A 23,855-nucleotide genomic window follows, 5' to 3' on the forward strand; every position below is an offset into this window, starting at 1 on the left:
CAAGCATTGGGTCAAAAACCTCCCTCTTGCGCATTACCGCTTCAGCAGGCGATATAAGCAGCAAACAAAGCCCATGGATATTTCTGTATGCCGCTCGCCGCGCTTATTCGCCGATCCAGTCTGCCGTGCCCCGAGGTCAGTGCCGAACAGGCGGGACACTTGCTTGCTCGGCACTACGGATTGAGCGGAACCCTCAAAGAGCTGGGCAGCCAGCAAGACCGTAACTACCTACTCGACTGCGATACGGGGCGTTATGTCCTGAAAATTTGCCACGGTGACTATTTGCCGTTGGAGCTTCAGGCGCAGCATGCGGCGCTGGCCCATTTGGCTGCGGCGTCCGGGATTCGAGTGCCCCACGTGATCCCTGCGCGTGACGGCAACGAGTTATTGTCGGTTGAGGTCGGGGGCCAAGCGGTACATGTCCGCGTGCTTGAATTCATCGACGGCCAGTCCTTGGGGCACGTCTCACACTTGAGCAGCGATGTGGTGGTGGGTCTCGGTGAGCTGTGCGCCCGCGTCGATCGGGCGCTGGCAAACTTTCAGCATCCGGGGCTGGAGCGCACGCTGCAGTGGGACCCGCGACATGCCCAGGCCCTGATCAAGCATCTATTGCCGGTGATTAAAAACCCTGAAGAGCGGGATTTAATCGATCAGGTAACGAGGCAGGCACAGCGACGATTGCGACCGTTGTTGGTGAAGCTGCCGGTGCAGGCGGTTCATCTCGATATCACTGAATACAACGTGGTCTGGAAACGCGATGGGCAGCGTCAGTGGCAGCTAAAGGGGCTGATCGATTTTGGCGATGTGGTCACGACGTGGCGAGTGGCGGATTTGTCGGTGACCTGTGCGGCACTGTTGCAGCATGCCGACGGTGATCCGCTGTACATCCTCCCTGCGATTGAGGCTTATCAGGCAGTCAATCCGCTGCAATCAGAAGAGTTGCAGGCGCTGTGGCCATTGATCGTTTGCCGTGCTGCGATTCTGGTGTTGAGCAGTGAACAGCAAGCCAGCGTTGAACCGGGCAATAGCTATATACAGGCCAATCTCCACAGTGAGTGGGCCATTTTCGATCTGGCGACCTCGGTACCGCTTGAGTTGATGGAAGCGGCCATTTTGGAGGCTGTCGGCGTTGAGTTGCTTAACGCCGATATGCCGACGTTCCAGCCATTGCTGCCGAGTTTGAACGGGCGCGAATTCGCGAGAATCGATTTGGGCGTGCTCAGTCCGCATTTCGACGCCGGTAACTGGGAGCAGAGCGGCATCGATGAGCGACTGCTGACAGACTTAGGGATTAAGACCGGTTTGGCGGCCACTCGCTACGGCGAGTACCGGCTATCACGTACCAAGATTAATGCCTCCAAAGCTCCCGACACATTCGCTTTGCATGTCCAATTGCACTTACCGGTGGGGACTTCGGTGCATGCGCCGTTCGCCGGAACCGTGCGCTTGGCCGCCGACGCCGGTTTTTGGCTAGTAAACGACGAGATGACGGTGCGGCTGTGGGGGTTGGCCTCATCGATGGTTTCAGGCGCGACCGTGTGTGCAGGTCAGGCATTGGGCGAGGGCGGCGGTTCGTTGATGGTCCAACTGTGCCGTAGTGCCGAACTTAGCCCGCCGCTGTTTTGCGCTCCTGCCTGGGTTCCGGCATGGCGAGCGATGTGCCCTTCGCCCGCAGCACTGCTGGGTTTTGAGTGCGATGCGCCGCCGATTCCAGACGCCAGGGGACTGTTGGCGCGACGTGACGCCAGTTTCGCGCGCTCACAAAAGCACTATTACCAAGCGCCGCCACAGATCGAACGCGGCTGGCGCAATCACCTGATCGACATGCAGGGTCGGTCTTATCTGGACATGCTTAATAACGTTGCGGTGCTGGGCCACGGTCATCCGCGCATGGCTGCCGAGGCCGCTAAACAATGGTCATTACTGAACACTAATTCGCGTTTTCATTATGCCGCCATCGCTGAGTTTTCCGAGCGCTTGCTTGAGCTGGCGCCGGACGCCATGGACCGGGTATTTCTGGTTAACAGCGGCACTGAAGCGAATGATTTGGCGATTCGTCTGGCCTGGGCCTACAGCGGCGGACGCGACATGCTCAGCGTATTGGAGGCGTATCACGGTTGGTCGGTGGCGACGGATGCAATTTCCACCTCGATTGCCGACAACCCGCAAGCGCTGAGCACGCGGCCTGATTGGGTGCATCCGGTCACGGCGCCAAATACCTATCGGGGTGAGTTTCGAGGTGACGACAGCGCGTCGGACTACGTGCGCAGCGTTGAGCTCACCCTGGCCAAACTCGCCGAGCAAACACGTCAGGTCGCGGGCTTCATCTGCGAACCGGTGTACGGCAATGCGGGCGCAATCTCGCTGCCTCCGGGTTACTTGCAGCAGGTCTACGCCAAGGTTCGCGCGCAAGGCGGCGTGTGCATCGCTGACGAGGTACAGGTTGGGTACGGCCGTTTGGGTGATTTTTTTTGGGGTTTTGAAGAGCAGGGCGTGATCCCGGACATCATTACCATGGCCAAAGGCATGGGCAACGGTCATCCGTTAGGCGCGGTGATTACGCGCCGAGAGATCGCTGAAGCGCTGGAGGCTGAGGGTTATTTCTTTTCCTCTTCGGGCGGTAGCCCGGTCAGCTGTCGTATCGGGTTGGCTGTTCTCGACGTGATGGACAAGGAACAGCTGTGGGAGAACGCCAAGGTCGTCGGCGATCATTTTAAAAGCCGCCTCACAGCATTGATCGATAAACATCCATTGGTGGGGGCGGTGCACGGATCGGGGTTTTATTTGGGGGTAGAGTTGGTCCGCAATCGTGACACCCTCGAACCTGCCACCGAAGAAACGACTTACCTGTGTGAGCGGCTGCGTGAATTGGGGATATTCATGCAGCCTACGGGGGATTATTTGAACATCCTCAAGATCAAGCCGCCGATGTGTACCACTCGGGACAGCGTGGAATTCTTTGTTGAGACCGTGTCCAAGGTGTTGGATGAGCTGGGCTGACGCACTATCTGTAGGGGCCAGCAAGTTGGCTCCTACAGATGACAGATTTTTATCTGTTAAAAATGTGTTTTATTGTCGATTCACGATATTTATGACTTTATATGCCGATTTTTATCGGCTATAAAGTCTTCCATATTGTCACGGGCTGTTTGCTAAGGTGATGATCCCGTCATATTTTGCCCAGGAGGAATGTTCCATGAGCCGTATCGTTACCGTCGCCGCCACCCAGATGGCTTGTTCCTGGGACCTGGAAGCCAACATCGAGACCGCCGAAAAACTGGTACGCGACGCTGCGGCCAAGGGCGCGCAGATCATCCTGATTCAGGAGCTGTTCGAAGCCCCGTATTTTTGTCAGAAGCCGAACCCGGACTACTTGCAGCTGGCGACGCCGATGGAAGACAACGTCGCGATCAAGCACTTCCAGAAAATCGCCAAAGAATTGCAGGTCGTTTTGCCGATCAGCTTCTTTGAACTGGCTGGCCGCGCACGTTTTAACAGCGTCGTAATTCTCGACGCCGACGGCACCAACCTCGGGATTTACCGCAAAAGCCATATCCCGGACGGTCCTGGCTATCACGAAAAGTATTACTTCAATCCGGGCGACACTGGCTTCAAGGTCTGGCAGACCCGCTACGCGAAAATTGGCGTCGGTATTTGCTGGGATCAGTGGTTCCCGGAAACCGCCCGGTGCATGGCATTGCTTGGCGCCGACATTCTGTTTTACCCCACGGCCATCGGCAGCGAACCCCACGACAAAACCATCACGTCCCGGGATCACTGGCAGCGTGTGCAGCAGGGCCATGCCGGCGCGAACTTGATGCCGCTGGTCGCCAGCAACCGTATCGGCAATGAAGAGCAAGACGGCTACGACATCACCTTTTATGGCTCGTCGTTTATTGCCAACCAGTTCGGTGAGAAAGTCGCGGAACTCAATGAAACCGAAGAAGGGGTGATTGTTCACAGCTTCGATCTAGACGAGCTTGAACACATCCGCAGCGCATGGGGCACGTTCCGTGATCGTCGTCCTAACCTGTACGGCGCGATAAAAACCCTCGACGGTTCTTTGGAGTCCTGATCGCCATGACGACGCTGAAAAGTACCCCGCGCGCTGATGGCTTCTATATGCCCGCCGAATGGGCGCAGCAAACCCAGACCTGGATGATCTGGCCTGAGCGGCCGGACAACTGGCGTTTGGGCGGCAAGGCTGTCCAGCACGCGCACGTGGCCGTGGCCAAAGCCATCGCTCGTTTCGAGCCGGTGACCGTGGGCGTTTCAGCGGCGCAATACGACAACGCTCGTGCGCACCTCGATATGCCGAACATCCGCGTGGTGGAAATCAGCAACAACGATGCCTGGGTGCGCGACACCGGCCCCACCTTCGTCATCAACAACAAAGGTGAAGTGCGCGGCGTTGATTGGGATTTCAATGCTTGGGGCGGTTTTGATGGTGGGTTGTATGCGCCGTGGAACCTTGATGAGCAAGTCGCCACCAAGATTCTGGAAATCGAACGGTGTCCGCGTTACGAAACAGAGGGTTTCGTGCTTGAGGGTGGCTCGATCCATGTGGATGGAGAAGGCACGCTGATCACCACTGAGGAGTGCCTGCTCAACCGCAACCGTAATCCACACCTGTCTCGCGAACAGATCGAGAGCGTGCTGCAGGATCAGCTGTCGGTTGAGAAAATCATCTGGCTGCCAGAAGGTTTATACAACGACGAAACCGACGGTCATGTGGATAACTTCTGTTGCTTCGTGCAGCCTGGCGAAGTGTTACTTGCTTGGACGGATGACCCGAAAGATCTTAACTTCCTACGTTGCCAAGCGGCCATGGGCGTCCTGGAAAACAGCCGTGATGCGAAAGGCCGACCGTTGATCGTGCACAAAATGCCGATTCCCGGTCCGCTGTTTGCAACCGAGGAAGAATGCGCGGGTGTCGATCAGGTGCACGGTAGTCAGGAGCGCAACCCTTTGGTGCGTCTGGCCGGTTCATACGTCAACTTTCTAATCGTCAATGGCGGCCTGATTGCGCCACGGTTCGACGACCCGCTCGATGAAGTCGCGCGTGAAATCCTTCAGCAGTTGTTCCCCGAACATGAGGTGGTCATGGTGCCAGGCCGCGAACTGTTACTGGGCGGTGGCAATATCCACTGCTTGACCCAGCAGCAACCGGCGCCGCACAAAGTTTGAGTTGGTCTTGTTCTTGCTATCTAAAGCTCATCCGATGGTGGGCTTTTTTATTGGCGCCATTTTGATGGCTTGTATGGCCTTTAGCAGGGCTGTCACAAAGCACGGGTAAATTAGCTGCTCAAGGCTCAAGAGGTTGTCCAACATGAACGCAGGTATCGGGCAGCAGTCAGCTCGCAGTGTGTCTGCAAGTAGCGAATCGCCCCAGATGATGGCGGACTGGTTAAGGACAACCCAATCACCGCTGGTTCCAAAAATCGACTCTCGACAACTGCTCATGGCGCGCTATCCCATCGGGCTGATCAGCGACGCAGAGCTTGAGGCATTGATCCGGATTCTGGATCGCTAAAGGCTGCAAAAATTGACACCCTGGGCGACCCACCGCTAGGATTCGTCCCCCGCCTGTGGCCAGCCGCCATGTACGTAGCATCAGTAGTCCACTGCGATGATTTCGTGCGGGCCTTCCGAGTCTGTCTTTTTTGACTCGATGTAAAGGCCGCAAACTCCTGTTTGGCCTTGGCCACAGCGCGTGATCAACTCGTAATAAGGAAAACAAGATGTTGAAGCTACGTATTGGCATGGTCGCGTTTAGCGTCATGTGCGCCACTCAGGCAATGGCCAGTGGGCAAGATGACTCCAAGGGCTTTGTCGACGACAGCAGCCTGAACCTGGCGTTGCGCAACGCCTATATCAACCGTGATTACAAAGACGGCCAGCAAGACAAATCCGAGTGGGGCCAAGCGGCAACCGCTAACTTCGCGTCGGGTTTCACTCAAGGCACCATCGGCTTTGGTGTCGATGCTTTCGCTGAGTACGCCTTACGCCTTGACGGCGGAAAAGGCAGCAGCGGCGCGGGCGGTATCGACTTCTTCAAGAAAGACAGCAACGGCAATGCCGCTGACGATTTGTCTAAAGCTGGCGGCGCAATCAAGGCCCGCTTCTCTAACACCGTGATCAAGTACGGCGACCAGATGCCGGAACTGCCGGTGCTGAGTTACGACAACTCGCGTCTGCTGTCCGAGAGCTACACCGGCACGTTCATTACCTCCAAAGAAATCAACGGACTTGAGTTGAACGCGGGTCACTTCACGGCTGAGTCGCGTAAAAGCGCCGAAGGTCGTGACAGCGGTGACCTGAAGTCGATCAATGTCTATGGCGGTAGTTATAAGTTCACTGACGCGTTCAGCGCTGCGTTTTACGGCTCGAACGACGAAGACGTGTTGAAGAAGCAGTACATCAACCTGAACTACGTGTTTGCCATTGAGAAAGACCAGTCGCTGACGTTCGATTTCAACGGCTACAAAACCAAGCTGGACAAAGATTTCGCCGTCGATGACGCACGCGACAACAAAATCTGGAGCTTGGCCGCGACTTACGCTCGGGGCATCCACTCGTTCACCATCGCCCATCAGCGCAGCACGGGCGATACCGGTTACACGTACGGCGGCTATCGCAACGCGGGCGGCACGGGTGACGGTGGCAACTCCATCTACCTCGCTAACTCGTACTGGTCCGACTTCAACGGCAAAGACGAGCGCTCTTGGCAGTTGGGCTACGGCATCGACCTCGGTGGCCTTTTGCTGCCCGGCCTGACGTACCACACGGCCTATGTTCGCGGCACCAACATCGACGACGGCACCGGCCGAGGCAACGGCGAAGAGCGCGAAATCTACAGCCAATTGAAATACGTCGTGCAAAGCGGCCCGGCGAAAAACCTGTCAGTACGTTTGCGGAACTCGTTCTTGCGCGTCTCTGACAACGCCAGTGCCTACAACAGCGAAGGTAACGAAACCCGTGTCTTCGTGGACTATCCGATCAGCATTTTTTGATGTGTGAGTGAGTTAAACCAATCCCTGTAGGAGCCAACTTGTTGGCGAGGCAATGTCAGTCTCGCCAACAAGTTGGCTACTACAGTTGTTTGGCGTACGCCCCGCATTGGCTTCTCTGCCTGCCATCGCTACCATGCGCTGACCTCTCATTCGCCAGTCACCGCAATGGCCCTTGCTACGCCCCCTGATCTCAGTGACATCGCCGTGCCGGTGCAGCCGTTGGCGCGGACGTATCCGCGTGGTCTTTACATCGAGCCGCATGAGCATGTTTGGGGACAGGTGTTGTACGCGATGTCCGGGGTGATGTGGGTCGAAACTCCCAACGAAGCCTTGGTGGTGCCGCCGCAGCGCGCGGTCTGGTTGCCGCCGGGGGTGGTGCATGGAATTCGTGTGGTGTCGGACCTTGAGATGCGCAACATCTACCTGCGCCCAGCGATTGCCGCGACGCTGGAGAATACCGTGCAGGTCATCGAAGTCGGACGGCTGTTGCGTGAGCTGATCCTCAATTTGGTGGAGCAAGGCCCTGACCAACAAGGCCTTGATTACTACGAAGCCGTGGTTGGCCTTGCGCTGCTGGAGTTGCAGCGCGCCAAGCGGACGTTGCTGAAAATTCCCCTGCCGGACAGCTCTGATCGGCGCTTGATCAACCTGTGCCAGGCGGTCATGAGTTCACCATCGCTGGACGTCCCTTTCGAGCAACATGCTGAAAATGCTGGCGCCAGCGTGCGCACATTGGCTCGGTTGTTTCAGAGCGCGCTAGGCATGGGTTTCGCTGAATGGCGGCGACAGGTGCAACTGGCAACTGCGGTGGCCGAGCTGATTCAAGGCGTGCCGATTAGCGTGATTGCGCGTCAGCTAGGGTATTCGCCCAGTAGCTTTAGCGACATGTTTCGACGTGAACTCGGGGTCAGCCCATCTCAGTACCCAATCGGCGAGCGCATGGCATAGCGCCGGGCCGGCGCCTTTTTGGCAGAGATTCGAAAGCACTTGGCCGACAGGCTTTCAAGGCAATACCTACACTCTGGGATTCTCACCACAGTGGCGTCCTTTACGGGCGCTTGGTCCCCGGAGTCATCATGAAAGCCCTGCAATTTGCCAAGACCGGCGACCTTTCCGCCTTGCAGTACATAGATGTTCCCCAGCCCGTGCCTGCTGAAAACGAAGTGTTGGTCCAGGTAAAGGCTGCCGGGCTCAATCCCAGTGATGTGAAAAACGTCCTCGGTCGTTTTCCCTACACCACGATGCCGCGCATTCCCGGCCGTGACTTTGCGGGCGTCGTTATCGAAGGCCCGCAGGAAATGCTCGGCCAGGAAGTTTGGGGCACCGGCAAAGAACCGGGCTTCTTTCGCGACGGCTCCCACGCTGAATACCTGACCCTACCGGCCAAAGGCGTTGCGCCAAAACCTAAAGCCCTGAGTTTCGTTCAGGCCGCCAGCCTCGGCGTGCCATTGACCACTGCGTGGAACGCCCTAGAGCGCAGCCTCGTCGAGACTGGCACTCGGCTGTTAGTGATTGGTGCCAATGGCGCAGTAGGCAGCGCCGCCCTGGCGTTGGGTAAAGTTCTCGGCGCTCAAGTACTCGGTGCGGTGCGTCGACCTGAGCAGATCTGCGTACTGAAAGCCGACGGTTTCGACGCCATCCTCTTGGACAAACCTGAAGACCTCGGCGCCCAAGTCAACGCGGTCTTCCCCGGCGGTGCCGACGTCATCTTCGACACCACGGGTTTTTGGCTTCCTGCTGCCGTTGCTGCCTTGGCCACTTTAGGCCGTATAGCCATCATCGCGGCCCCGGTGGACGGTCAGGTGCAGATGCCGACCCTGGCGCTGTATCGCAAAGGTGGTTCAGTAGTGGGGATCAACACGCTGCTCTACGGAACTGAAGCCTGCGCCGGGATGCTCAATCAGTTCGGGCGGTTCTTTGATGAGGGCTTAATGCCGTTGCCTACCGGGATTTTTGAGTCGTCGTTGAGCGAAGGATTGGCACGGTATGAGGAAGTGAATAAGGGCGGTGCGGATAAGGTGGTGTTTGTGTTTTGAAGTAACTGAGCCAGAAACAAGGCCCCGTAGTTGGTGGGCCTTGTTCAGGTGTTTCGGGCTAAAGGTCAGGCAACCATCTTGCGACCTGGACCGAATCGATTGTTTTCCGGGTGTCCCGCCAACGCCAGGAAGACGATATTGACGAAAGGCAGAAGAATCCACCAGCCGCTTCGATCCGTGTCGTGAAGTCGGCGGACGGCAATTGCCAAACCGGGAATAAACAAGGCGAGGTCATAGAGGGTCGCCAATAACGGGGCATGTAAAAAACGTGCGACGACCATTACTGCGATGCTGATGATGATGTTCACCAAAATGAACATCCAATACTCTTGGCGAGTTGCTCGGCCGCTGAATACTGCGTATTGCTTTAGGCAGTCCAGATACCAATCAAAGAAGCCGCGTTTTCTGTCCGCAGCACTTATTTCAAGATTGGCTGTGCCAATGCTGTATGGATTCGCCTGCTGGGCGCCACAGTTTGGGCAGGCCAGTGCCGACGTGTGAATTTCCTTATTGCAGCCATGACAGCGCACCATGCTCATATACAACTCCTTTGTTGTTGACTGGCTAAAACAGGCCGCCACGATAGTGGCATATCAGCACATTCGCAATCGCGTGTTGCTCAATTCGATAATTTTCCTGATAACTGAGACGCCTACTATTTACCGAACCCCACCCAACACATGCCCACGTCCGACAACCCTAATCTCAACCGTGCTCCCCACCATCGGCGCATGAACGCTCAAGCTGCGAACTAACAATTCACGGGCGGGCGATGCCGTTTTCAGCCGGACCGTCAGCAGGCACGCATTGCCGCCAAAATCACTCTCGGTAACAACACCCAAACACCCTTCGCCTGATTCATGTGACGCCGACAGTTCAATCTGTTCCGGGCGCAGCATGATGCGCCCGGCACCTCGAAACGCGCTGTTCGCCACTGAAACCTGACCCAGTTCACACGTCGCCCATCCCCCTTCAACCGTGGCGGGCAATACCACCGCGTCGCCGAGAAAATGCGCGGTTTCTTCGTCGCGAGGGCGTAGGTAAAGGTCCATGGGTGCGCCGACCTGGATCAGCTTGCCTTGGCGCATGACCGCCAACTGGTTGGCGAAAGAGAGGGCTTCGGCCTGGTCGTGGGTCACGAGGATGGTGGTCACGCCTGCGTCCGACAGCAGCTTGGCGACGGCCTTGCGCATGGAGGCGCGCAGGCCCGTGTCGAGGGCGGAAAATGGTTCGTCCAGCAGCATCAATTTTGGTCGTTGGGCCAAGGCGCGAGCGAGGGCGACGCGTTGCTGTTGACCGCCGGATAATTCGTGGGGCCAGCGCGGCAGCATGCGGGTGTCGAGGGCAACCATGTGCATCAACTCGTGAATGCGCTGCTGTTTCGACGCGGCGTTACCGGGCAATCCGAAGCCGATGTTGGCGGCGACCGTCATGTGCGGAAACAGCGCGCCGTCCTGTGGGACGTAGCCGATCAAACGCTGATGAGCCGGCACTTCAATCGGGCCGTCCACCAGCGGAGTGCCGTTCAGCGTGATGCTGCCAGAGTCGGGAAACTCAAAGCCTGCAATCATCCTGAGCAGCGTGGTTTTACCGGAGCCGGAAGGGCCGACAATGGCGGTGCGGCTGCCTTCGGGCACCGACAAGCTGACGTTATCCACAGCCGGCAGCGAGCCAAAGGATTTGCTGACAGCGTTTAATTCAAGAGAGCTCATCGGCCTGCCGTGCGTTTGGATTGATAGTAAAGAAGCGCCGTCAACGGAAGCGACAGCAGGACCATGATCAGTGCGTACGGCGCCGCCGCCGCGTAGTCGATTTCGCTGGTCATGGCCCAAAAACCGGTCGCCAGTGTGCGCGTGCCGTTTGGTGCGAGCAGCAGGGTGGCGGTCAGTTCATTGGTGATGGCGAGAAACACCAGCGCGACGCCGGCGGCGGCACCGGGTGAGGCAAGGCGCAGGGTAATCACCCACAGCGCTTGAAGCGGTGAGCGGCCAAGACTGCGGGCCATGTTTTCCAACTCCACCGGTGCTTGCGCGATACCCGCGCGCAGGTTGACCAACGCCCTTGGCAAGAACATCAGCACGTAGGCCAGCAGTACGGTGATTGCCGTTTGATAAATCGGTCGGGCGAACTTGATGGTAACGGTCACCAACGCCAAGGCGACGACAATGCCGGGCAACGAACTGGTGATGTAATTGCAGCTTTCCAGCAGACGATGCAAGCGTCCCGGAGAGCGAACCGACAGCCATGCAATGGGGATTGCCGCGCAGGTGGTAAGGATCGCGCCGGTACTGGCCAGCACCAACGTTTGCTCCAGCGCCGGAAGAAGAGTGTCCATCCGCCATACGCCAGCGCCGCCAGCGATCAGCCATTTACCCAGCGTAATCAGTGGCACGCCCAGCGCTAGCGCAGTCGCCGCAATCGGCAACAGCAGCGCCAAGGCAGTGGTTTTGCGGTTCAGGGTGCAGATCCGTTGCGGACGCGCGCTGCCCGAGCCGACCCGCGCATAACGGGCCTTGCCACGGGTTGCCGATTCAAAAGTCAGCATCGCGAGGCAACACAGCGCTAACACGCCGGCCAGCATGTTTGCGGCAGGGCCGTTAAAGGATGACTGGAACTGATCGAAAATCGCCGTGGTGAAGGTGTCAAAACGCACCATGGCGTACAGACCGTATTCGGCCAGCAAGTGCAGCCCGACCAGTAATGACCCGCCCCAAATCGCCAGGCGTAGTTGCGGCAGTACGACGCGCAAGAACACCGCCCAGGGTTTTAAGCCCAGCGATTGCGCAACGTCCTCGATACCTGGATCCAGGCGTCGTAACGCCGCAGCAGCTGGCAGGTAAAGGAAAGGAAAATAGGCGATGACCGAAACCAATACCCCGGCAAACAGCCCGTGAATCGATGGCACGAGACTGACCCATGCGTAACTGTGTACAAACGCTGGCACGGCGAGGGGGGCGACCGCGAGTAAAGACCATGCGCGTCGAAAAGGCAGGTCGCTGCGCTCGGTCAACCACGCCAGCGCCACACCGAGCGCAACGCATAACGGCACCGTGAGCACGACCAGCAACACGGTATTAACCAGCAATTCACCGACTTTGGGTCGAAAGACCAGCTCCACGACAGTGGCCCAGCCGGTCTGGAAGGAAATGCCAACAACGAATCCGAGAGGCAACAAGGCCAACAATGAAACCAGAACAGACGCCACAACAATCCATGTAGCAGGACGGCCGACGGGTGAGCGGGGCCGTCCTTTATGGGCGCAGGCCGGAATGACGTTGAGAGTCACTCCGGCAACTTCCGACGCCTCGACTGCGACACTTGAAATGTGCTCCGCCATAACGTTACAGCAGCCCGGCTTTAGTCATCAGTTCAACCACTTTTTTGCTGTCGAGTTTGGACGCGTCAATGACGGGTGCATCCAGTTCGGCGAGCGGGGTCAGTTTGGCATTGGATTCTGCGCCTTTGCCCACGGCGTATTCAAACGACTTACCGTTTTTCAAAATGGCCTGACCGTCTTTGCCGGTGACCCACTTCAAGAAAGCCTGGGCTTCTTCTTTGTGTTTACTGGACGCCAGAACACCGCCGCCCGAGATGCTGACGAACGCGCCTGGGTCTTTGTGTTTGAAGTAGTACAGGCCGACTTTATTGCTGTTCTCACCGGTTTTCGATTGGTCCACCAGTGGGTAGTAGTGATAGATCAAGCCGCTGTCGACTTGACCGGCGTTCACTGCTTTCAGCACCGAGCCATTTCCACGGTACGCGGTGAAGTTGGTTTTCATCGCTTTCAACCAATCCAGCGTCGCTGCTTCGCCTTTCTGCTCAAGCAGGGCGCTGACGATGGCTTGGAAGTCTGCACCAGAAGGCGATGCCGCCCAACGGCCCTTCCAGCTTGGGTTTGCCAAATCAAGCAGCGACTTAGGCATGTCAGCTGCGGTCATTTTGTCTTTGTTGTACACGAAAACAGTCGAGCGAGCGGCGATGCCAATCCACTTGCCATGAGCTGGGCGGTAGGCCGAGTCCACTTGAGACAACGTGGTCGGCGCGATCGGCGCGAATAAGCCGGCGTTATCAACCATCACAATGGCCGGTGAGTTTTCGGTCAAGAACACATCAGCCGGGGAGACCGCACCTTCTTGAATAATCTGGTTGCCCAATTCACTGTCGTCGCCGTTGCGCACGGTCACTTTGATGCCGGTGTCGTGGGTGAAACCGTCAACCCACGCTTGGGTCAGGCTTTCGTGCTGGGCGTTGTAAACCGTGATGCCGTCAGCGCTTGGCGCGGCAAACACACTGCCGGCGGCCATTAAGGACGTCACCAGCAAGGCCAATTTGGCAAAAGAAGGGGTACGGGAATTCATCGTGAGGCAGCTCCGCAAAATTAGAAAAGCGCCTGTCGGGAGTTCCCTGTTTTCAGGCATGCTGATCATACAGCAATAAGAATTGCTTGCATTAACATCAGCGCTTGCATCTGAACACAGGTTTAGTGAAATTCGTGTTGGCCGGAACGCCATTGCGCCCTTGGCAATGTCCATTCAATTCTCGAGAGAACTTCTGCGGCCTGCATGTACAGACCATTCACGACGCCGGTCGCAATGGCGCAGATACCCCGGTAGAGGGCGGCTGGACTCAGGTTTGAGTCGTGTCTGCTTCCACGTCATACAGAGGTGACGAAAGTCAGATGAGCAAAACTCTGATAATGGGTGCGACCTGCCTGCTGGTTGAAGATCATGCCGACCGTATTGCAGCCCTAGGCATCTCATGCACAATGAGCATCCCAGGCCGGACATCTACCCCCGCGCAACCACCAGCGAAAACTCCCGCCCATCCACACATCGCACGTTCTTCCCTTCGATAAACGCCAGATCGCGACCATCGTGATCAACCAAGCGCCGGGGCAAGCACAGCACTAAAATTCCGATATCACCGCTCCAGTCCCGCCGCGGATCATGCTCAAGGTACGCGTAAACCTTTCGATCCTGAATGCGCCATATCGGATGCGCGTCGTCAGGGTTTTTAACGTCATAAACGGCATTCGGGTCGAACACAAAAGCGGCAGTCATAAAAAGCTCCATTCACAGTAATCAGCCTACTGCCGGAAGAAGCTGCCAACTGAAGTTTTCAATATGGAAATTCATTTAAAACGATCCGTACACAGGTTCAAATTAGTACAAAACCGTTCACTCATACTGCCGTTCGTCCTAACCCGTTACACATCTGTGCGCCGCTGAAACGGTTAGTCACGACCGTCGGTTTATCCGGGTTACAGTTCGTCCATCATCCGTTGACCATGACGAAAATCGGGCGCCAATATTTAGCTTAAAAATTCTCTGTCTGACTGCAGGAGAGATATAAATATGGCCAAGATCAAAGTTCTGGCAGGCGACTTCCTCCAAGGTGAGGGCGAGTACCAAGCCGGCGTCATCACCGTCGAAACCTCCCTCCATCCCTGGCCCGGAATCACGATTCCGATTTCATCCGTAAAATCCCTGGAAATCGCCACCACCGGATCAAACAAAAAGATAGAAGACGCCATTAGCCTCGGGCTGGCTGGCGCATTAGTGCTAGGCCCTTTCGGCGCAGCGGCGGGGGTAATTCTGGCAGGTGAGGAGACCGAGATTACGTTTTGGGTAACATTGAAGGATGGCAGAAAGTTGCTGGGGGCTACGGATGACAAGACTTATAGAGTGATTTCGCAGACGGCGAAGCGGCCCGATTATTTTGTCGGGGCGGAGTGACGGGGAGCAACCGGTCGGCGATGCCGTCTGAGGTTCACGTTGACAATGATGGGCAAAAGGGCGAGGTTATCCCGCGCCATCTGCCCTGTACGCATCTAGGGTATTCAGCAAAAAGCCCGGCCACTGAGTCGGGTTTTTTATTGTCGGAGTCATCCGTACGGGCGATGGCCAAATCTTAAGGTGGTGCTAAAACGCCTTCATCTGCGAGAGGGTAGCAAATGAGAGTGATATTCCTGTTGGCAGCCTTGTCGATTTCATTCGCCGTGCACGCAAGCGAAGTCAAAAACACTGATCCATGCAGCAGAAACAACAAGCTTATGACTGGCTTCATGAGGGCTAGGCAAGCCGGAATGCCCAAAGCCCGCGTTTACCAAGTCGTGGACAGTCAAGCGCAGGATCAGAAACTGAGACTTGAAACAAAAAAGATCGTGGACCTTGCTTACCGGCATCCGATTTATCCGACTCGCGAAGAGAAGCAAAATGCTCTTCGGGACGCTGTTGGACCCGTTATTTGCAGCGAACGCCTGCGTAATGACCGTCTACTTAAGTTGATTTTGTAACCTTCATAGATTGGCAATAACGTTCACCAATTGCGTCGGCATAAGCATATTAGGGAAATAGATCCCCAGGGTATCCCTCCATCCAAGAGCCTCGCCAAGTCGCGAGTCGCGGGTCGGGTTTTTGGTATCTGCCAAGTGCCGCCATTAAGATTGAAGGCTCTCCAGCGGGCGAAGCGCGGTTCGCTGGGGCGCGCGAATACATGCAGGGAAAAGCGATGCACACAAAAAAGGCCCACCTTGCGGTGAGCCATTCTAGTTACTGCGTATGATGCGGTACCAGACGAACGGTAGCTTGCGGCGAGGCTAGGTTTTCTGCGGATCTGGAATTCGCTGGAAAATTCGGCGTACCCCAACTAGTAACTATAAATAAATCAGCTAGTTATGGCTTTCAGTGGAATCGAATCGGGGACTGGTAAGCTGTGAGCATGTGCTGTGCTCGGTACGTAGAGCTGCGAGCGACACACGTAACCCTGTGAGTTGTGTAAAAACCAACCGTTTGTAGGCTTGCCCAAATGAGGTTTTTACCTCACTGTAAAGACTAATGTCATTACAGTGAGGGCCATCCCATGGCGTCCATCAATGTCCGTATCGACGACGACCTCAAAGCGCGTGCTTACCACGAGCTGGAAAAACTCGGCGTCACCCCTTCTGAGCTGATGCGCCAAGCCTTGCAGTACGTAGCAGAGCGCGGTCAGCTACCGTTCAAGCCCATCTTGATGACCGAGGACGATGAAGCCTTGATCGCAACGGTTCGCGAGCGGCTGGCTAATCCCCAGCGGGTTAAGGTTTCACTAGATGACCTATAGCCTCGAATTCGATGCGCGGGCGTTAAAGGAGTGGCACAAATTGGGGGATACCGTTCGCCAGCAACTCAAGAAGAAGCTGGCCACGATTCTGGTCAATCCGCGCATTGAATCCAACTGTCTACATGCCTTGCCTGACTGCTACAAGATCAAGCTGCGCAGCAGCGGCTATCGGCTGGTTTATCAAGTAATCGACCAAGAGGTCATGGTGTTCGTGGTGGCCGTCGATAAGCGCGAGCGTGAGCAGGTTTATCGCAAAGCGGCTGAGCGGTTAAGTTAGCGAGTACGCAACGTATAAGTGAAAAGCCCGCCGAGTCAGGCTGTGTGAAAATGCGAGCATGATTACGGGAGTGGGGCTCCGTAGCATTCAGTGGAACGCGATGGCGGCACCAGACGAACGGTAATTAGGTGCGGGGCTAGGTTTTCCGCGGGACTGGAATTCAATGGAAAATTTGGCGTACCCCAATCCGTAACCATAAATAAATCAGCTAGTTATGGACTTAAACGGATTCAAACTCGGGAGTTCCTTCCTGTGATGTGGATCCTTGATTCCTATCTCGAACGCAGATTTACAAGCTTAGGGTACGCGTATGCTGCTGTGCCAGGTGGAATCCTTACGGTAGATAGGTGTAATGGCATAATGATAACTTTTCGACTACTGGTGAGCTAATCAGTAGGCGGTGCTTTGTGGTTGGAGCCGAAAAAGGTCCAGCTCATCTAATAAAAATTTCAGCTTACTGGCCAGTAATATTGTTCGCATGTCGGAGTCATCAAAAGATATGTAACTGGCCGATGGAATGCGCTAGCCAAACTTGAGAAAGATATTTCAGCTGAGAAGGGACTCGTAGATACTTCATGAAAAGTACTGAAGATTTTTACTCAACAAAGCCTCGCGAACAAGTTGGTAGAGATACCTTCTTAAGATATAGGGCTCAGATACGAGCTGCCGCGCTCGCCGCCTTAGAGATTTTGGAGGGCGGTGAGGTTGATAGAATTTTTTGCGATTACCATGACGATTTCGTGATTGGAAAGAAGGTCTCTGGTAAGTCTAGGGTACCCAAGTAAGTTTCGAGATGACATACTCGAGAACTGTCTGTGTGCAGAGTTAGAATTTGAAATCAATAATTTTAACTATGTTGTGCGTCGTAATTTTAAACCGGGACTAGATGTTGTTTTAACCGATTTTGCAGGAGTTAAGCACGAATTTTCAAATGAGCTTGACTACTCTAAATATCTTTTTGAGTTGTTAGGGTTCGATATACCTACATTGGTCTCTAGTGATGAAAAAAAAGCAGCACAGCCGTACTTCTCCGCTTTGCTCCCTATCTATTATTTAGATCAGGAGGAGGGATATCGTAAGTATTATAGCCCTAGTGCTTCCTTTATAAAGGATCAGCTTTCCGAGTCTATTCGAATTATTTTGGGCGTGGCGCCGAAGAACGCATTTGATGCGAAGAAGAAACTGATTGACGCCAAGCGTGAACTCGAACAGCGCGATAAGCAAGTATATGCACTAAAAAAAGAATATGAGTCAGCAAAAGATGTCTACGGATCTATGGATCCGTTAGGAATAGATGTGGAACTCAAGTCTTTGTACCAAAGGCTTGAAGAGCTAAAAAGCGGTACTGCAGATAAAACTGCCTCCACAGACGCTATTGATGAACTGATTGGGTCGAATAACGAAACCATCCGGTCTCTAGATCGGGAGCTAGGAGATATCTCAAAGCGTGACCGCAGCTTTCAAAGAATTCATGCAGAGATTCAAACCGAAATCAATACATTGAGCCTGAATGAAGAAGCGAAAAGAGTATTTTCTTCTTTTGAGGAGATCTGCAACTCTGCTGGCTGTCAATTGTTTTCATTCAGCTCTGACTCTTACGGGAAAAATTTACTTTATTTAAAGGATCAGTTAAAAGATCTGGAGCGCAATGTTGACATCGGGCGTGGGAGGAGTGAGCAATTAAATCTGCGCCGGGGTGAGTTAGTAGCTCAGACTCAAAGCCTTACTGAACGACGAAATTCTTTGGTTAATACTTCAGATATAAAAGCGCTGGTTGAGGCTATTACCCAAATTACGTCGAGGATATTTGGTCTGGAGCAGGATAAAAAATCTTTAGAGTCGATCGAAGATATTTCAAATCGTTATGTTAGAGCTTTATCAGCTCAAGATGAAGCTATTAACCGAAGGGAAGAGCTCGAAAAAACTGGGCAAGGTAGTCCTCTCATCATCAGGTTTAGAAGTGTGCTGAGAGAGAATATGCTTAAGTGGATGGATATCCTAGATACAAATAATGTTTCTAGCGATATAAAATTTGAGGGGGATTTCGTACCAATTTTAGGCAACGAGAGATTAGCTCAGTTAGGTGGGAGTACTCGGCTCCGTGTGATTCTTGCGTATCATGCGGCGCTTCTGGAGTGTTTTGAGCTTTCTAAAAGAAGGAAAGTATCGTTCATCATCTTCGATACTCCAAAGCAACATGAAATGCATGGGGTTGATCTAGGACGCTATATTGATGCGCTTAAAGTGTTTTCACGTGCAACAGGTGTTCAGATTATAATATCCGGGACGGAATATCACTATGTTGGAGATGCTAGAGATAAAGATTGGGAACCTAAATTTCCTGGTTCTAAGCAGAAGATGTTCTTGACGACAGGGAGGGTGTGATACTTACAGGTGTTCGTGAATTTAAGAGTCTCGAAGTATTTATTGGATCTTAATATTGATGTATGGAGTGGATGTATTGGTATGCTGTATCTAATAGTATTTATGCTTGCCAGTTCATCCATACTTTTTCAACCATTCCTTCAGTTGTATGAAGTCTACCAAGCCTAGTTGGTGTTGAAATATTTTTGAAAATTTGATGGCGTCAGGAGAGAAATAGGATGATGTGATCATTATTCCAGCCGTGGCTCTATCGGCAGACATGGCGCCAACTAGTTCGCGTACAAGATTTACACCAACTGGATTGGTCGGTGCATATTTTTTGCACTCAACATAGTACATCAAATTTCTACGTCCATGTGGTTGGCAATAATTAGATCTTTTCCCCCATCTCTTGTTTTTTTTGTCAGCTTAACCTCGAAGCCTCGTTTGATCATTAGTTCGGCAACCATTTCTTCGAATTCTCGAGAGGTGCGTTTGTACATACCCTCCGGATTTTGCCTAACTCTCTCAAGTATCGTTTTGTTTACAAGCCGGATATCAGTAGACAGCTGAATGAGTTTTTCTGAATTGGTAGGAACTGCTAATTCAGAATCACTAAATCCACTCTTGTAGCTTATTCCTTGGTTTATAACTTCTGAGATCTCGCTCGAGTTATAGGCGTTGCTGTTTAAATATTGAGCGACTAATCTAAGTAGAAAGAGGTTTCCTTGAGTGAAAGCTGTGATTTTCGTTAATTCATTTTTTGGCATTCTCTCTGATAGGAACTCCAAGATAAACAAAATAGATTCGTTGGCGTGCAAAGATTCTAAATGTATATGCTCTCTCGGGGAGAAGCTCTCCAAAAAATCTTTGTATGCACCTACTGGTAAAAATTGCTTTTGGGGGTATTTTTGTATGAGCTGATTTATTTTTTCTTTTGAGCTTATAGTGTGGTCTAGACTAAGATCCTCAAGGATTACTAATGTGACGTTATTTTCTATGTCGGGAAATTTTTCATGGTGCAGAACAGTATAAATTATTTTAGTGTTTTTTATTATGTTTTCGTCAAGCCTTAGTAGCATAGCTTTCCACAGACTAGTTTTGCCGATGGAGTTGTTTCCTGAAAGGTGGTACCAGCGATTGCCGGAACAGGCTAATGCACCAAATGTTTCTTCTTATCGGTCTTGGCGAGCGTGGTGGTTCTGGGGTTCCAAAAATCTACAGCGGGTGGCGCAGCCAGCATTGGCGACCGCCAGCCCTTTATGAAAAGCCCGAGCCCGAGCAAACCCTTCTTGAGCTTCGCATGTTGGACTTGCTTCCTGAAGGGGTGGTGGAGCAGTTACGAGAGCGATTTGGGGTTCGTTTCGAGAGCTTGGAACATACTGCCAGGTTGATTTTGGCCACGGCCGCGATTGAGCGGGTGGTCAGCCATAATCGTCTCCTTGAGATTTGTGATACTCATGCTCATGACTTGAGCCAACTGCTTACGCGGTTGGTACGCGAGGGATTCCTTGTGCCCGACGGGCGCTCACGGGGCATGATTTATCACCTGCCAGGTGAGCAACTGCCTACGCCGGAGCAAGTGTTCGCAGGTCCGCTACAGAGCTCCGAACATTACGCCGGCAGCTCCGAACATAACAGGGCTAGCTCCGAACATAACGCAGGTAGCTCCGAACATAAGGTCGAGCTGGATATGCAGCGAAACGATGATGGCTGCTTGTTGAGCGATCATATTGACGCGCCGCTGATCGATGCTTTGGACAGGCTTGATGCAGGGTTTCGAGAAAAGCTCGAAATACTGGCTGAGGAGCCGCGCAATCGAGAGCGCATGCAAAAGGATCGTATGCAACAGGTGATTATCACCCTATGCAAGGAGCACTATCTGACGTTCAACGTGTTGGCTAATTTGGTAAAGCGCAGTCCAGATGCCCTCCGTCAGCAGTACCTGAATGGAATGGTGAAAAGTAGGCAGATTCAGTTGGCATTTCCGTCCAAGCCGACTCATGAAAGGCAGGCGTACAAAGCGTACGTTGGTGGGCAGGACGAGGAGTAGGCTAACGGCCTACTCCCTCAAGCGGCTTTTCGCCTTGAGCCGCGTGACGTTCGTCCCGGTCTGGTTTGCAAACTCGTGTGGAGTGACATGCTCCTGCCGGTTGGCCTCCAGATACCGGCTCCACCAGTTCATGATCAGCCTGCGCTCCTCGATGAACTCAGCCTTGTGAATGTAGGCGGCGCGGACGTTGTTGCGTTCCTTGTGACTCATCTGCCGTTCGATAGCTGTCTCGGACCACAGTCCTGATTCAATCAGCGCACTACAGGCCATCGAATGAAACCCATGCCCGCAGATTTCGGTTTTGGTGTCATAGCCCATTTTTCTGAGTGCGCTGTTCACCGGGTTTTCAGGCATGGGCTTCCAGGGCTTGGCATCGCCTGCAAACACCAGGTCGAATTTACCGGTGAGGACGTGGATCTGTTCAAGCAGGGCCACGGCTTTGAGTCCCGGTAGCGCTGCACATAGTCCCGGTATTTGGGCAGCAGCTCGTCCCGTTTCAGTCGCTGACGCGCCTCCATGGAGTTCAGGCCCGACAGGCGAGCGCAGTCCTCGGCGAGTGCCGAGATCATCAACGCCAAGTGTTTTTGTGCGTTAGCGGGACCAGACAGCGCGGTGTCAGGGGTGGCACACGTGTTGCGACATACCTTCGCAAGCCATTACCTGATGAATGGCGGAGACATCTTGACCCTACAGCGCGTCCTGGGGCACGCATCGTTGACCATGACGATGAAGTACGCACATTTCAGCCCTGGGCATTTGGCGGATGTTGTTTTGCTGAATCCACTCGCGATATCTAAAACTTCGCAGAAAGAATAATGGCGGATGGTCGGAATCGGACACAGGTCTGAAAGAGGTTATGGGGATCGGCCAGGCATTGATCAACCGACGCCTCTAATCTGGGGCGTCTACCAAGTGTGGACACTTTGTGGACGGTTAAGCGGAAACAAGCGTGGGTTTCTTAAACCCCAGAAACCAAAAAGCCCCGCGTAGCGGGGCTTTGAGATATGGTGCCGGCACCAAGAGTCGAACTCGGCACCAGCAGTCACGTAAATCATTGTTTTGGATGGGATTAGCCTGCTCATCGTAGCAGGTGTTTGTAGGAGCTGCGGAGCTCTGTTTTGAGTGCGAGATTTGCCCGTTGAATGGGTTCCCCAAACGACGACCTCCTAGGTTTGTATGGGCACGTTGGAGGCATTGGAGTCATCGTTCGGCGCACAATTCTGTGAATCCTTAGACTAAGGCGCCAGCGCCGCTCCAGGCGTTCAAATATTCAGATCCAACCACCAGCCGCACGAAAACTGCCACAGTCGAGCCACTTGAAGTCTTCGCACGATCTTTTATGCTCGACCAATCCTACTCTGAGCTTGCCCTATGAACTCGTCACCTCTCCCACTGGGCTTGCTAGACCTCAGTCTTTATCAAATTTCGCCGAGCATCGACTTCATGAAATTTTCCTGCGCGTTCATGAATTTTGAGCTGCCCTCCGGTCGACTCAAAAGAACTCTGGATTCGCAGGGGAAGCACATCTTTACGCTGCATGATCCCCGGCCGGAGGAGGTCCGCATCATTGCAGAAATGGCTCCAAACGCGGTTCTCGAAGAGCTGGAAGTGAGTCTGGATTTCCTTCCAAAAAACGGCCGCTCACTTGCCCTAGACGACCGGCATGGACGCTTGGAGCAAGTGCGCCAATGGTTGATAGGTCAGCTTTACCCGTGGGATGCGCCGGGAATTCAGGTTTCCAGCCGCGCATCCCAAGCCGCCAATAAGGTCGAGGCTCTATTCAACGGCGACGTTGAGCGCCGTCCTCATCCGCGAGAAACTCTTTATCTTGGGCACAAGGACGCCAAGTATGGCTCTATAGATCAACCGAATTTCGCGTTCATGCGGGTCTATCGAAAGGTCACAGATAACCGCCGAGCCCTTCCACCAAACAAGCATTGCTGTCGGATCGAGGTCAATCTTAACCAGCTAGGCTGTGCCTACTTTCAGATCCACCGTCCCGCAGACTTGCTGAATTTTAACTACCGCAAGCTCGGAAGCTATTTTCGGTTGATTCGCCCGCAGGCTAGGCCCGTCCTGTTGAGGAAGTTGAGGCGTTTACAGCCCAAGACGGCTGAGGTTCTGGAAGCAGCAAAGAACAAATTATTGCTCGAAAGGGTGGAGTCGGTGGGGGCCTATGTCGCTGGTTTTAATAGGTCGCTATTCATCACCAGTGACCGGGCAGCCAAACCTAATGAGCGCATTCAGCATGCGTTGAAAAGCTTGACCCGCACTTGGGGTCGCGCTTCCGTTGAAACCGGGACAATCGAAAAATAGATCATTGGGGAATAGCCCTTATGTTCAAGGGCTTTGTGGGGGCAGGTGCGCACCCGTATAACTGTTGCTTATTCATGCTCTTTTCAGTCATACCTCTACTCAGAATCGACATTGAAAGCGGCAGCCATTCTCCATGGGGAAAATCCCTGAATACCTCCCACGCTTGGAGTGAGTCGGGTTCAGATAAAATCGTCGAACCGCGACTCGTTCCCTTTCCGGGTGTGACCTTCGCTAGGGGCAGCAGGCGACCATCAGCAGCATGCCGCTAAACAAAGGATGTTAATAAAATATGAGAATGGATATGCCTATGAGATTCGCTGTTGTTTGCATGGCCATGCTTGCCCTCACTGGGTGCACAGATACCGGACCGATAAAAGTCGGCCCAGACACTTACACGATTTCCACCCGAGTTCCCTTTGGTGGACCTGCTTCCGCAAAGGGGCAAGCTCTACAAGAAGCAAACACGTTCTGTGAATCAAAGGGGAGAGAAATACTCCTCGACCATGTTCAAGCTAGCGAATGTGCATTACATGGCGGTTGCGGCGAAGCGGAGATTTTCTTCTACTGTCTAGCCGCCAATGATCCACAACTCAAGCGCCCAAGGTTCAGCACCGAACCGAACCAGAAAGTCGAGATTGACCAAAGATAGGGGATGGTGCCGCTGGAATTTATTGCCCCGGACGTTGGCGATATCT

21 protein-coding genes and 3 pseudogenes are annotated in these 23,855 nt (G+C 53.8%); 15 read left to right on the top strand and 9 right to left on the bottom strand.

The genetic code is table 11. The features are described from left to right. Positions 1 to 87 precede the first annotated feature (87 nt). The 7 genes from RHM65_RS07755 (at position 88) to RHM65_RS07785 (ending at position 9,049) form a co-directional block, all read left to right on the top strand. The gene (locus tag RHM65_RS07755; RefSeq protein ID WP_322184607.1) at positions 88 to 3,000 is read left to right on the top strand and encodes an aminotransferase; all 2,913 of its coding nucleotides are present in this window, start codon (positions 88 to 90) and stop codon (positions 2,998 to 3,000) included. A gap of 196 nt (positions 3,001 to 3,196) precedes the next feature. After that, positions 3,197 to 4,075, top strand: coding sequence for an N-carbamoylputrescine amidase (gene aguB / locus RHM65_RS07760; protein WP_322166515.1), 879 nt, complete (start codon positions 3,197 to 3,199; stop codon positions 4,073 to 4,075). 5 nt (positions 4,076 to 4,080) lie between these two features. Next, positions 4,081 to 5,187: an agmatine deiminase gene (gene aguA, locus RHM65_RS07765; protein ID WP_322184608.1), complete on the top strand. Its 1,107-nt coding sequence runs from the start codon at positions 4,081 to 4,083 to the stop codon at positions 5,185 to 5,187. 142 nt (positions 5,188 to 5,329) lie between these two features. After that, the gene (locus RHM65_RS07770; protein ID WP_322166513.1) at positions 5,330 to 5,533 is read left to right on the top strand and encodes a hypothetical protein; all 204 of its coding nucleotides are present in this window, start codon (positions 5,330 to 5,332) and stop codon (positions 5,531 to 5,533) included. Between the two features lie 208 nt (positions 5,534 to 5,741). Further along, positions 5,742 to 7,013, top strand: a complete 1,272-nt coding sequence (locus tag RHM65_RS07775) for an OprD family porin (protein WP_322166512.1) — start codon at positions 5,742 to 5,744, stop codon at positions 7,011 to 7,013. Between the two features lie 165 nt (positions 7,014 to 7,178). Continuing rightward, complete coding sequence (locus RHM65_RS07780) at positions 7,179 to 7,961, top strand: helix-turn-helix transcriptional regulator (RefSeq protein WP_322166511.1); 783 nt, start codon at positions 7,179 to 7,181, stop codon at positions 7,959 to 7,961. 128 nt (positions 7,962 to 8,089) lie between these two features. After that, the gene (locus RHM65_RS07785) at positions 8,090 to 9,049 is read left to right on the top strand and encodes a zinc-binding alcohol dehydrogenase family protein (RefSeq protein ID WP_322166510.1); all 960 of its coding nucleotides are present in this window, start codon (positions 8,090 to 8,092) and stop codon (positions 9,047 to 9,049) included. A gap of 65 nt (positions 9,050 to 9,114) precedes the next feature. Here RHM65_RS07785 and RHM65_RS07790 read toward each other — a convergent pair whose 3' ends face one another. The 5 genes from RHM65_RS07790 to RHM65_RS07810 form a co-directional block, all read right to left on the bottom strand. Then, positions 9,115 to 9,588, bottom strand: a complete 474-nt coding sequence (locus RHM65_RS07790; RefSeq protein ID WP_322166509.1) for a DUF805 domain-containing protein — start codon at positions 9,586 to 9,588, stop codon at positions 9,115 to 9,117. 120 nt (positions 9,589 to 9,708) lie between these two features. After that, on the bottom strand, positions 9,709 to 10,761 hold the full coding sequence (locus RHM65_RS07795) for an ABC transporter ATP-binding protein (protein ID WP_322166508.1): 1,053 nt from the start codon (positions 10,759 to 10,761) through the stop codon (positions 9,709 to 9,711). Further along, a complete protein-coding gene (locus tag RHM65_RS07800; RefSeq protein WP_416194828.1) occupies positions 10,758 to 12,260 on the bottom strand; it encodes an ABC transporter permease in 1,503 nt (500 codons plus the stop codon). Before RHM65_RS07800 ends, RHM65_RS07795 begins: the two co-directional genes overlap by 4 nt. A gap of 130 nt (positions 12,261 to 12,390) precedes the next feature. Beyond that, positions 12,391 to 13,407, bottom strand: coding sequence for an iron ABC transporter substrate-binding protein (locus tag RHM65_RS07805; RefSeq protein ID WP_322166507.1), 1,017 nt, complete (start codon positions 13,405 to 13,407; stop codon positions 12,391 to 12,393). A 429-nt stretch (positions 13,408 to 13,836) separates the two neighbouring features. Next, positions 13,837 to 14,109, bottom strand: a complete 273-nt coding sequence (locus RHM65_RS07810) for a hypothetical protein (protein WP_322166506.1) — start codon at positions 14,107 to 14,109, stop codon at positions 13,837 to 13,839. A 294-nt stretch (positions 14,110 to 14,403) separates the two neighbouring features. Between RHM65_RS07810 and RHM65_RS07815 the strand changes: the two genes are divergently transcribed. The 5 genes from RHM65_RS07815 to RHM65_RS07835 all read left to right on the top strand — a co-directional run bounded on the left by RHM65_RS07815 (position 14,404) and on the right by RHM65_RS07835 (position 18,812). Next, positions 14,404 to 14,784: a hypothetical protein gene (locus RHM65_RS07815; protein ID WP_322184609.1), complete on the top strand. Its 381-nt coding sequence runs from the start codon at positions 14,404 to 14,406 to the stop codon at positions 14,782 to 14,784. A gap of 218 nt (positions 14,785 to 15,002) precedes the next feature. Then, entirely contained in the window at positions 15,003 to 15,344 is a 342-nt protein-coding gene (locus RHM65_RS07820) for a hypothetical protein (RefSeq protein ID WP_322184610.1), read from the top strand. Positions 15,345 to 15,910: 566 nt separating this feature from the next. After that, complete coding sequence (locus RHM65_RS07825; protein ID WP_322166503.1) at positions 15,911 to 16,150, top strand: type II toxin-antitoxin system RelB/DinJ family antitoxin; 240 nt, start codon at positions 15,911 to 15,913, stop codon at positions 16,148 to 16,150. Next, positions 16,140 to 16,427, top strand: a complete 288-nt coding sequence (locus RHM65_RS07830) for a type II toxin-antitoxin system RelE/ParE family toxin (protein ID WP_322166502.1) — start codon at positions 16,140 to 16,142, stop codon at positions 16,425 to 16,427. Before RHM65_RS07825 ends, RHM65_RS07830 begins: the two co-directional genes overlap by 11 nt. Before the next feature lie 858 nt (positions 16,428 to 17,285). After that, positions 17,286 to 18,812, top strand: a complete 1,527-nt coding sequence (locus RHM65_RS07835; RefSeq protein WP_322184611.1) for a hypothetical protein — start codon at positions 17,286 to 17,288, stop codon at positions 18,810 to 18,812. A 114-nt stretch (positions 18,813 to 18,926) separates the two neighbouring features. On the opposite strand, the gene RHM65_RS25295 is transcribed toward RHM65_RS07835, so the two are convergent. Both RHM65_RS25295 and RHM65_RS07840 read right to left on the bottom strand, forming a co-directional pair. Beyond that, positions 18,927 to 19,151, bottom strand: coding sequence for a restriction endonuclease (locus RHM65_RS25295; RefSeq protein WP_369124689.1), 225 nt, complete (start codon positions 19,149 to 19,151; stop codon positions 18,927 to 18,929). Next, positions 19,151 to 19,873: a restriction endonuclease gene (locus tag RHM65_RS07840; RefSeq protein ID WP_322184612.1), complete on the bottom strand. Its 723-nt coding sequence runs from the start codon at positions 19,871 to 19,873 to the stop codon at positions 19,151 to 19,153. Before RHM65_RS07840 ends, RHM65_RS25295 begins: the two co-directional genes overlap by 1 nt. 74 nt (positions 19,874 to 19,947) lie before the next feature. On the opposite strand from RHM65_RS07840, the gene RHM65_RS07845 reads away from it, so the two are divergent. Next, positions 19,948 to 20,844: a hypothetical protein gene (locus tag RHM65_RS07845; protein ID WP_322166499.1), complete on the top strand. Its 897-nt coding sequence runs from the start codon at positions 19,948 to 19,950 to the stop codon at positions 20,842 to 20,844. 9 nt (positions 20,845 to 20,853) lie between these two features. On the opposite strand, the pseudogene RHM65_RS07850 reads toward RHM65_RS07845, so the two are convergent. Then, positions 20,854 to 21,285, bottom strand: a pseudogene (locus RHM65_RS07850) (tyrosine-type recombinase/integrase); the annotation flags it as partial. After that, positions 21,282 to 21,461: pseudogene (locus tag RHM65_RS07855) on the bottom strand (terminase); the annotation flags it as partial. The pseudogenes RHM65_RS07850 and RHM65_RS07855, both read right to left, overlap by 4 nt. A gap of 7 nt (positions 21,462 to 21,468) precedes the next feature. Here RHM65_RS07855 and RHM65_RS07860 point away from each other — a divergent pair. Both RHM65_RS07860 and RHM65_RS07865 read left to right on the top strand, forming a co-directional pair. After that, a pseudogene (locus tag RHM65_RS07860) lies at positions 21,469 to 21,660 on the top strand (tyrosine-type recombinase/integrase); the annotation flags it as partial. A gap of 555 nt (positions 21,661 to 22,215) precedes the next feature. Next, the gene (locus RHM65_RS07865; protein ID WP_322184613.1) at positions 22,216 to 23,160 is read left to right on the top strand and encodes a hypothetical protein; all 945 of its coding nucleotides are present in this window, start codon (positions 22,216 to 22,218) and stop codon (positions 23,158 to 23,160) included. Positions 23,161 to 23,855: the final 695 nt, after the last annotated feature.

This window comes from Pseudomonas sp. CCI4.2, from assembly GCF_034350045.1.
Taxonomy (GTDB): Bacteria; Pseudomonadota; Gammaproteobacteria; order Pseudomonadales; family Pseudomonadaceae; genus Aquipseudomonas.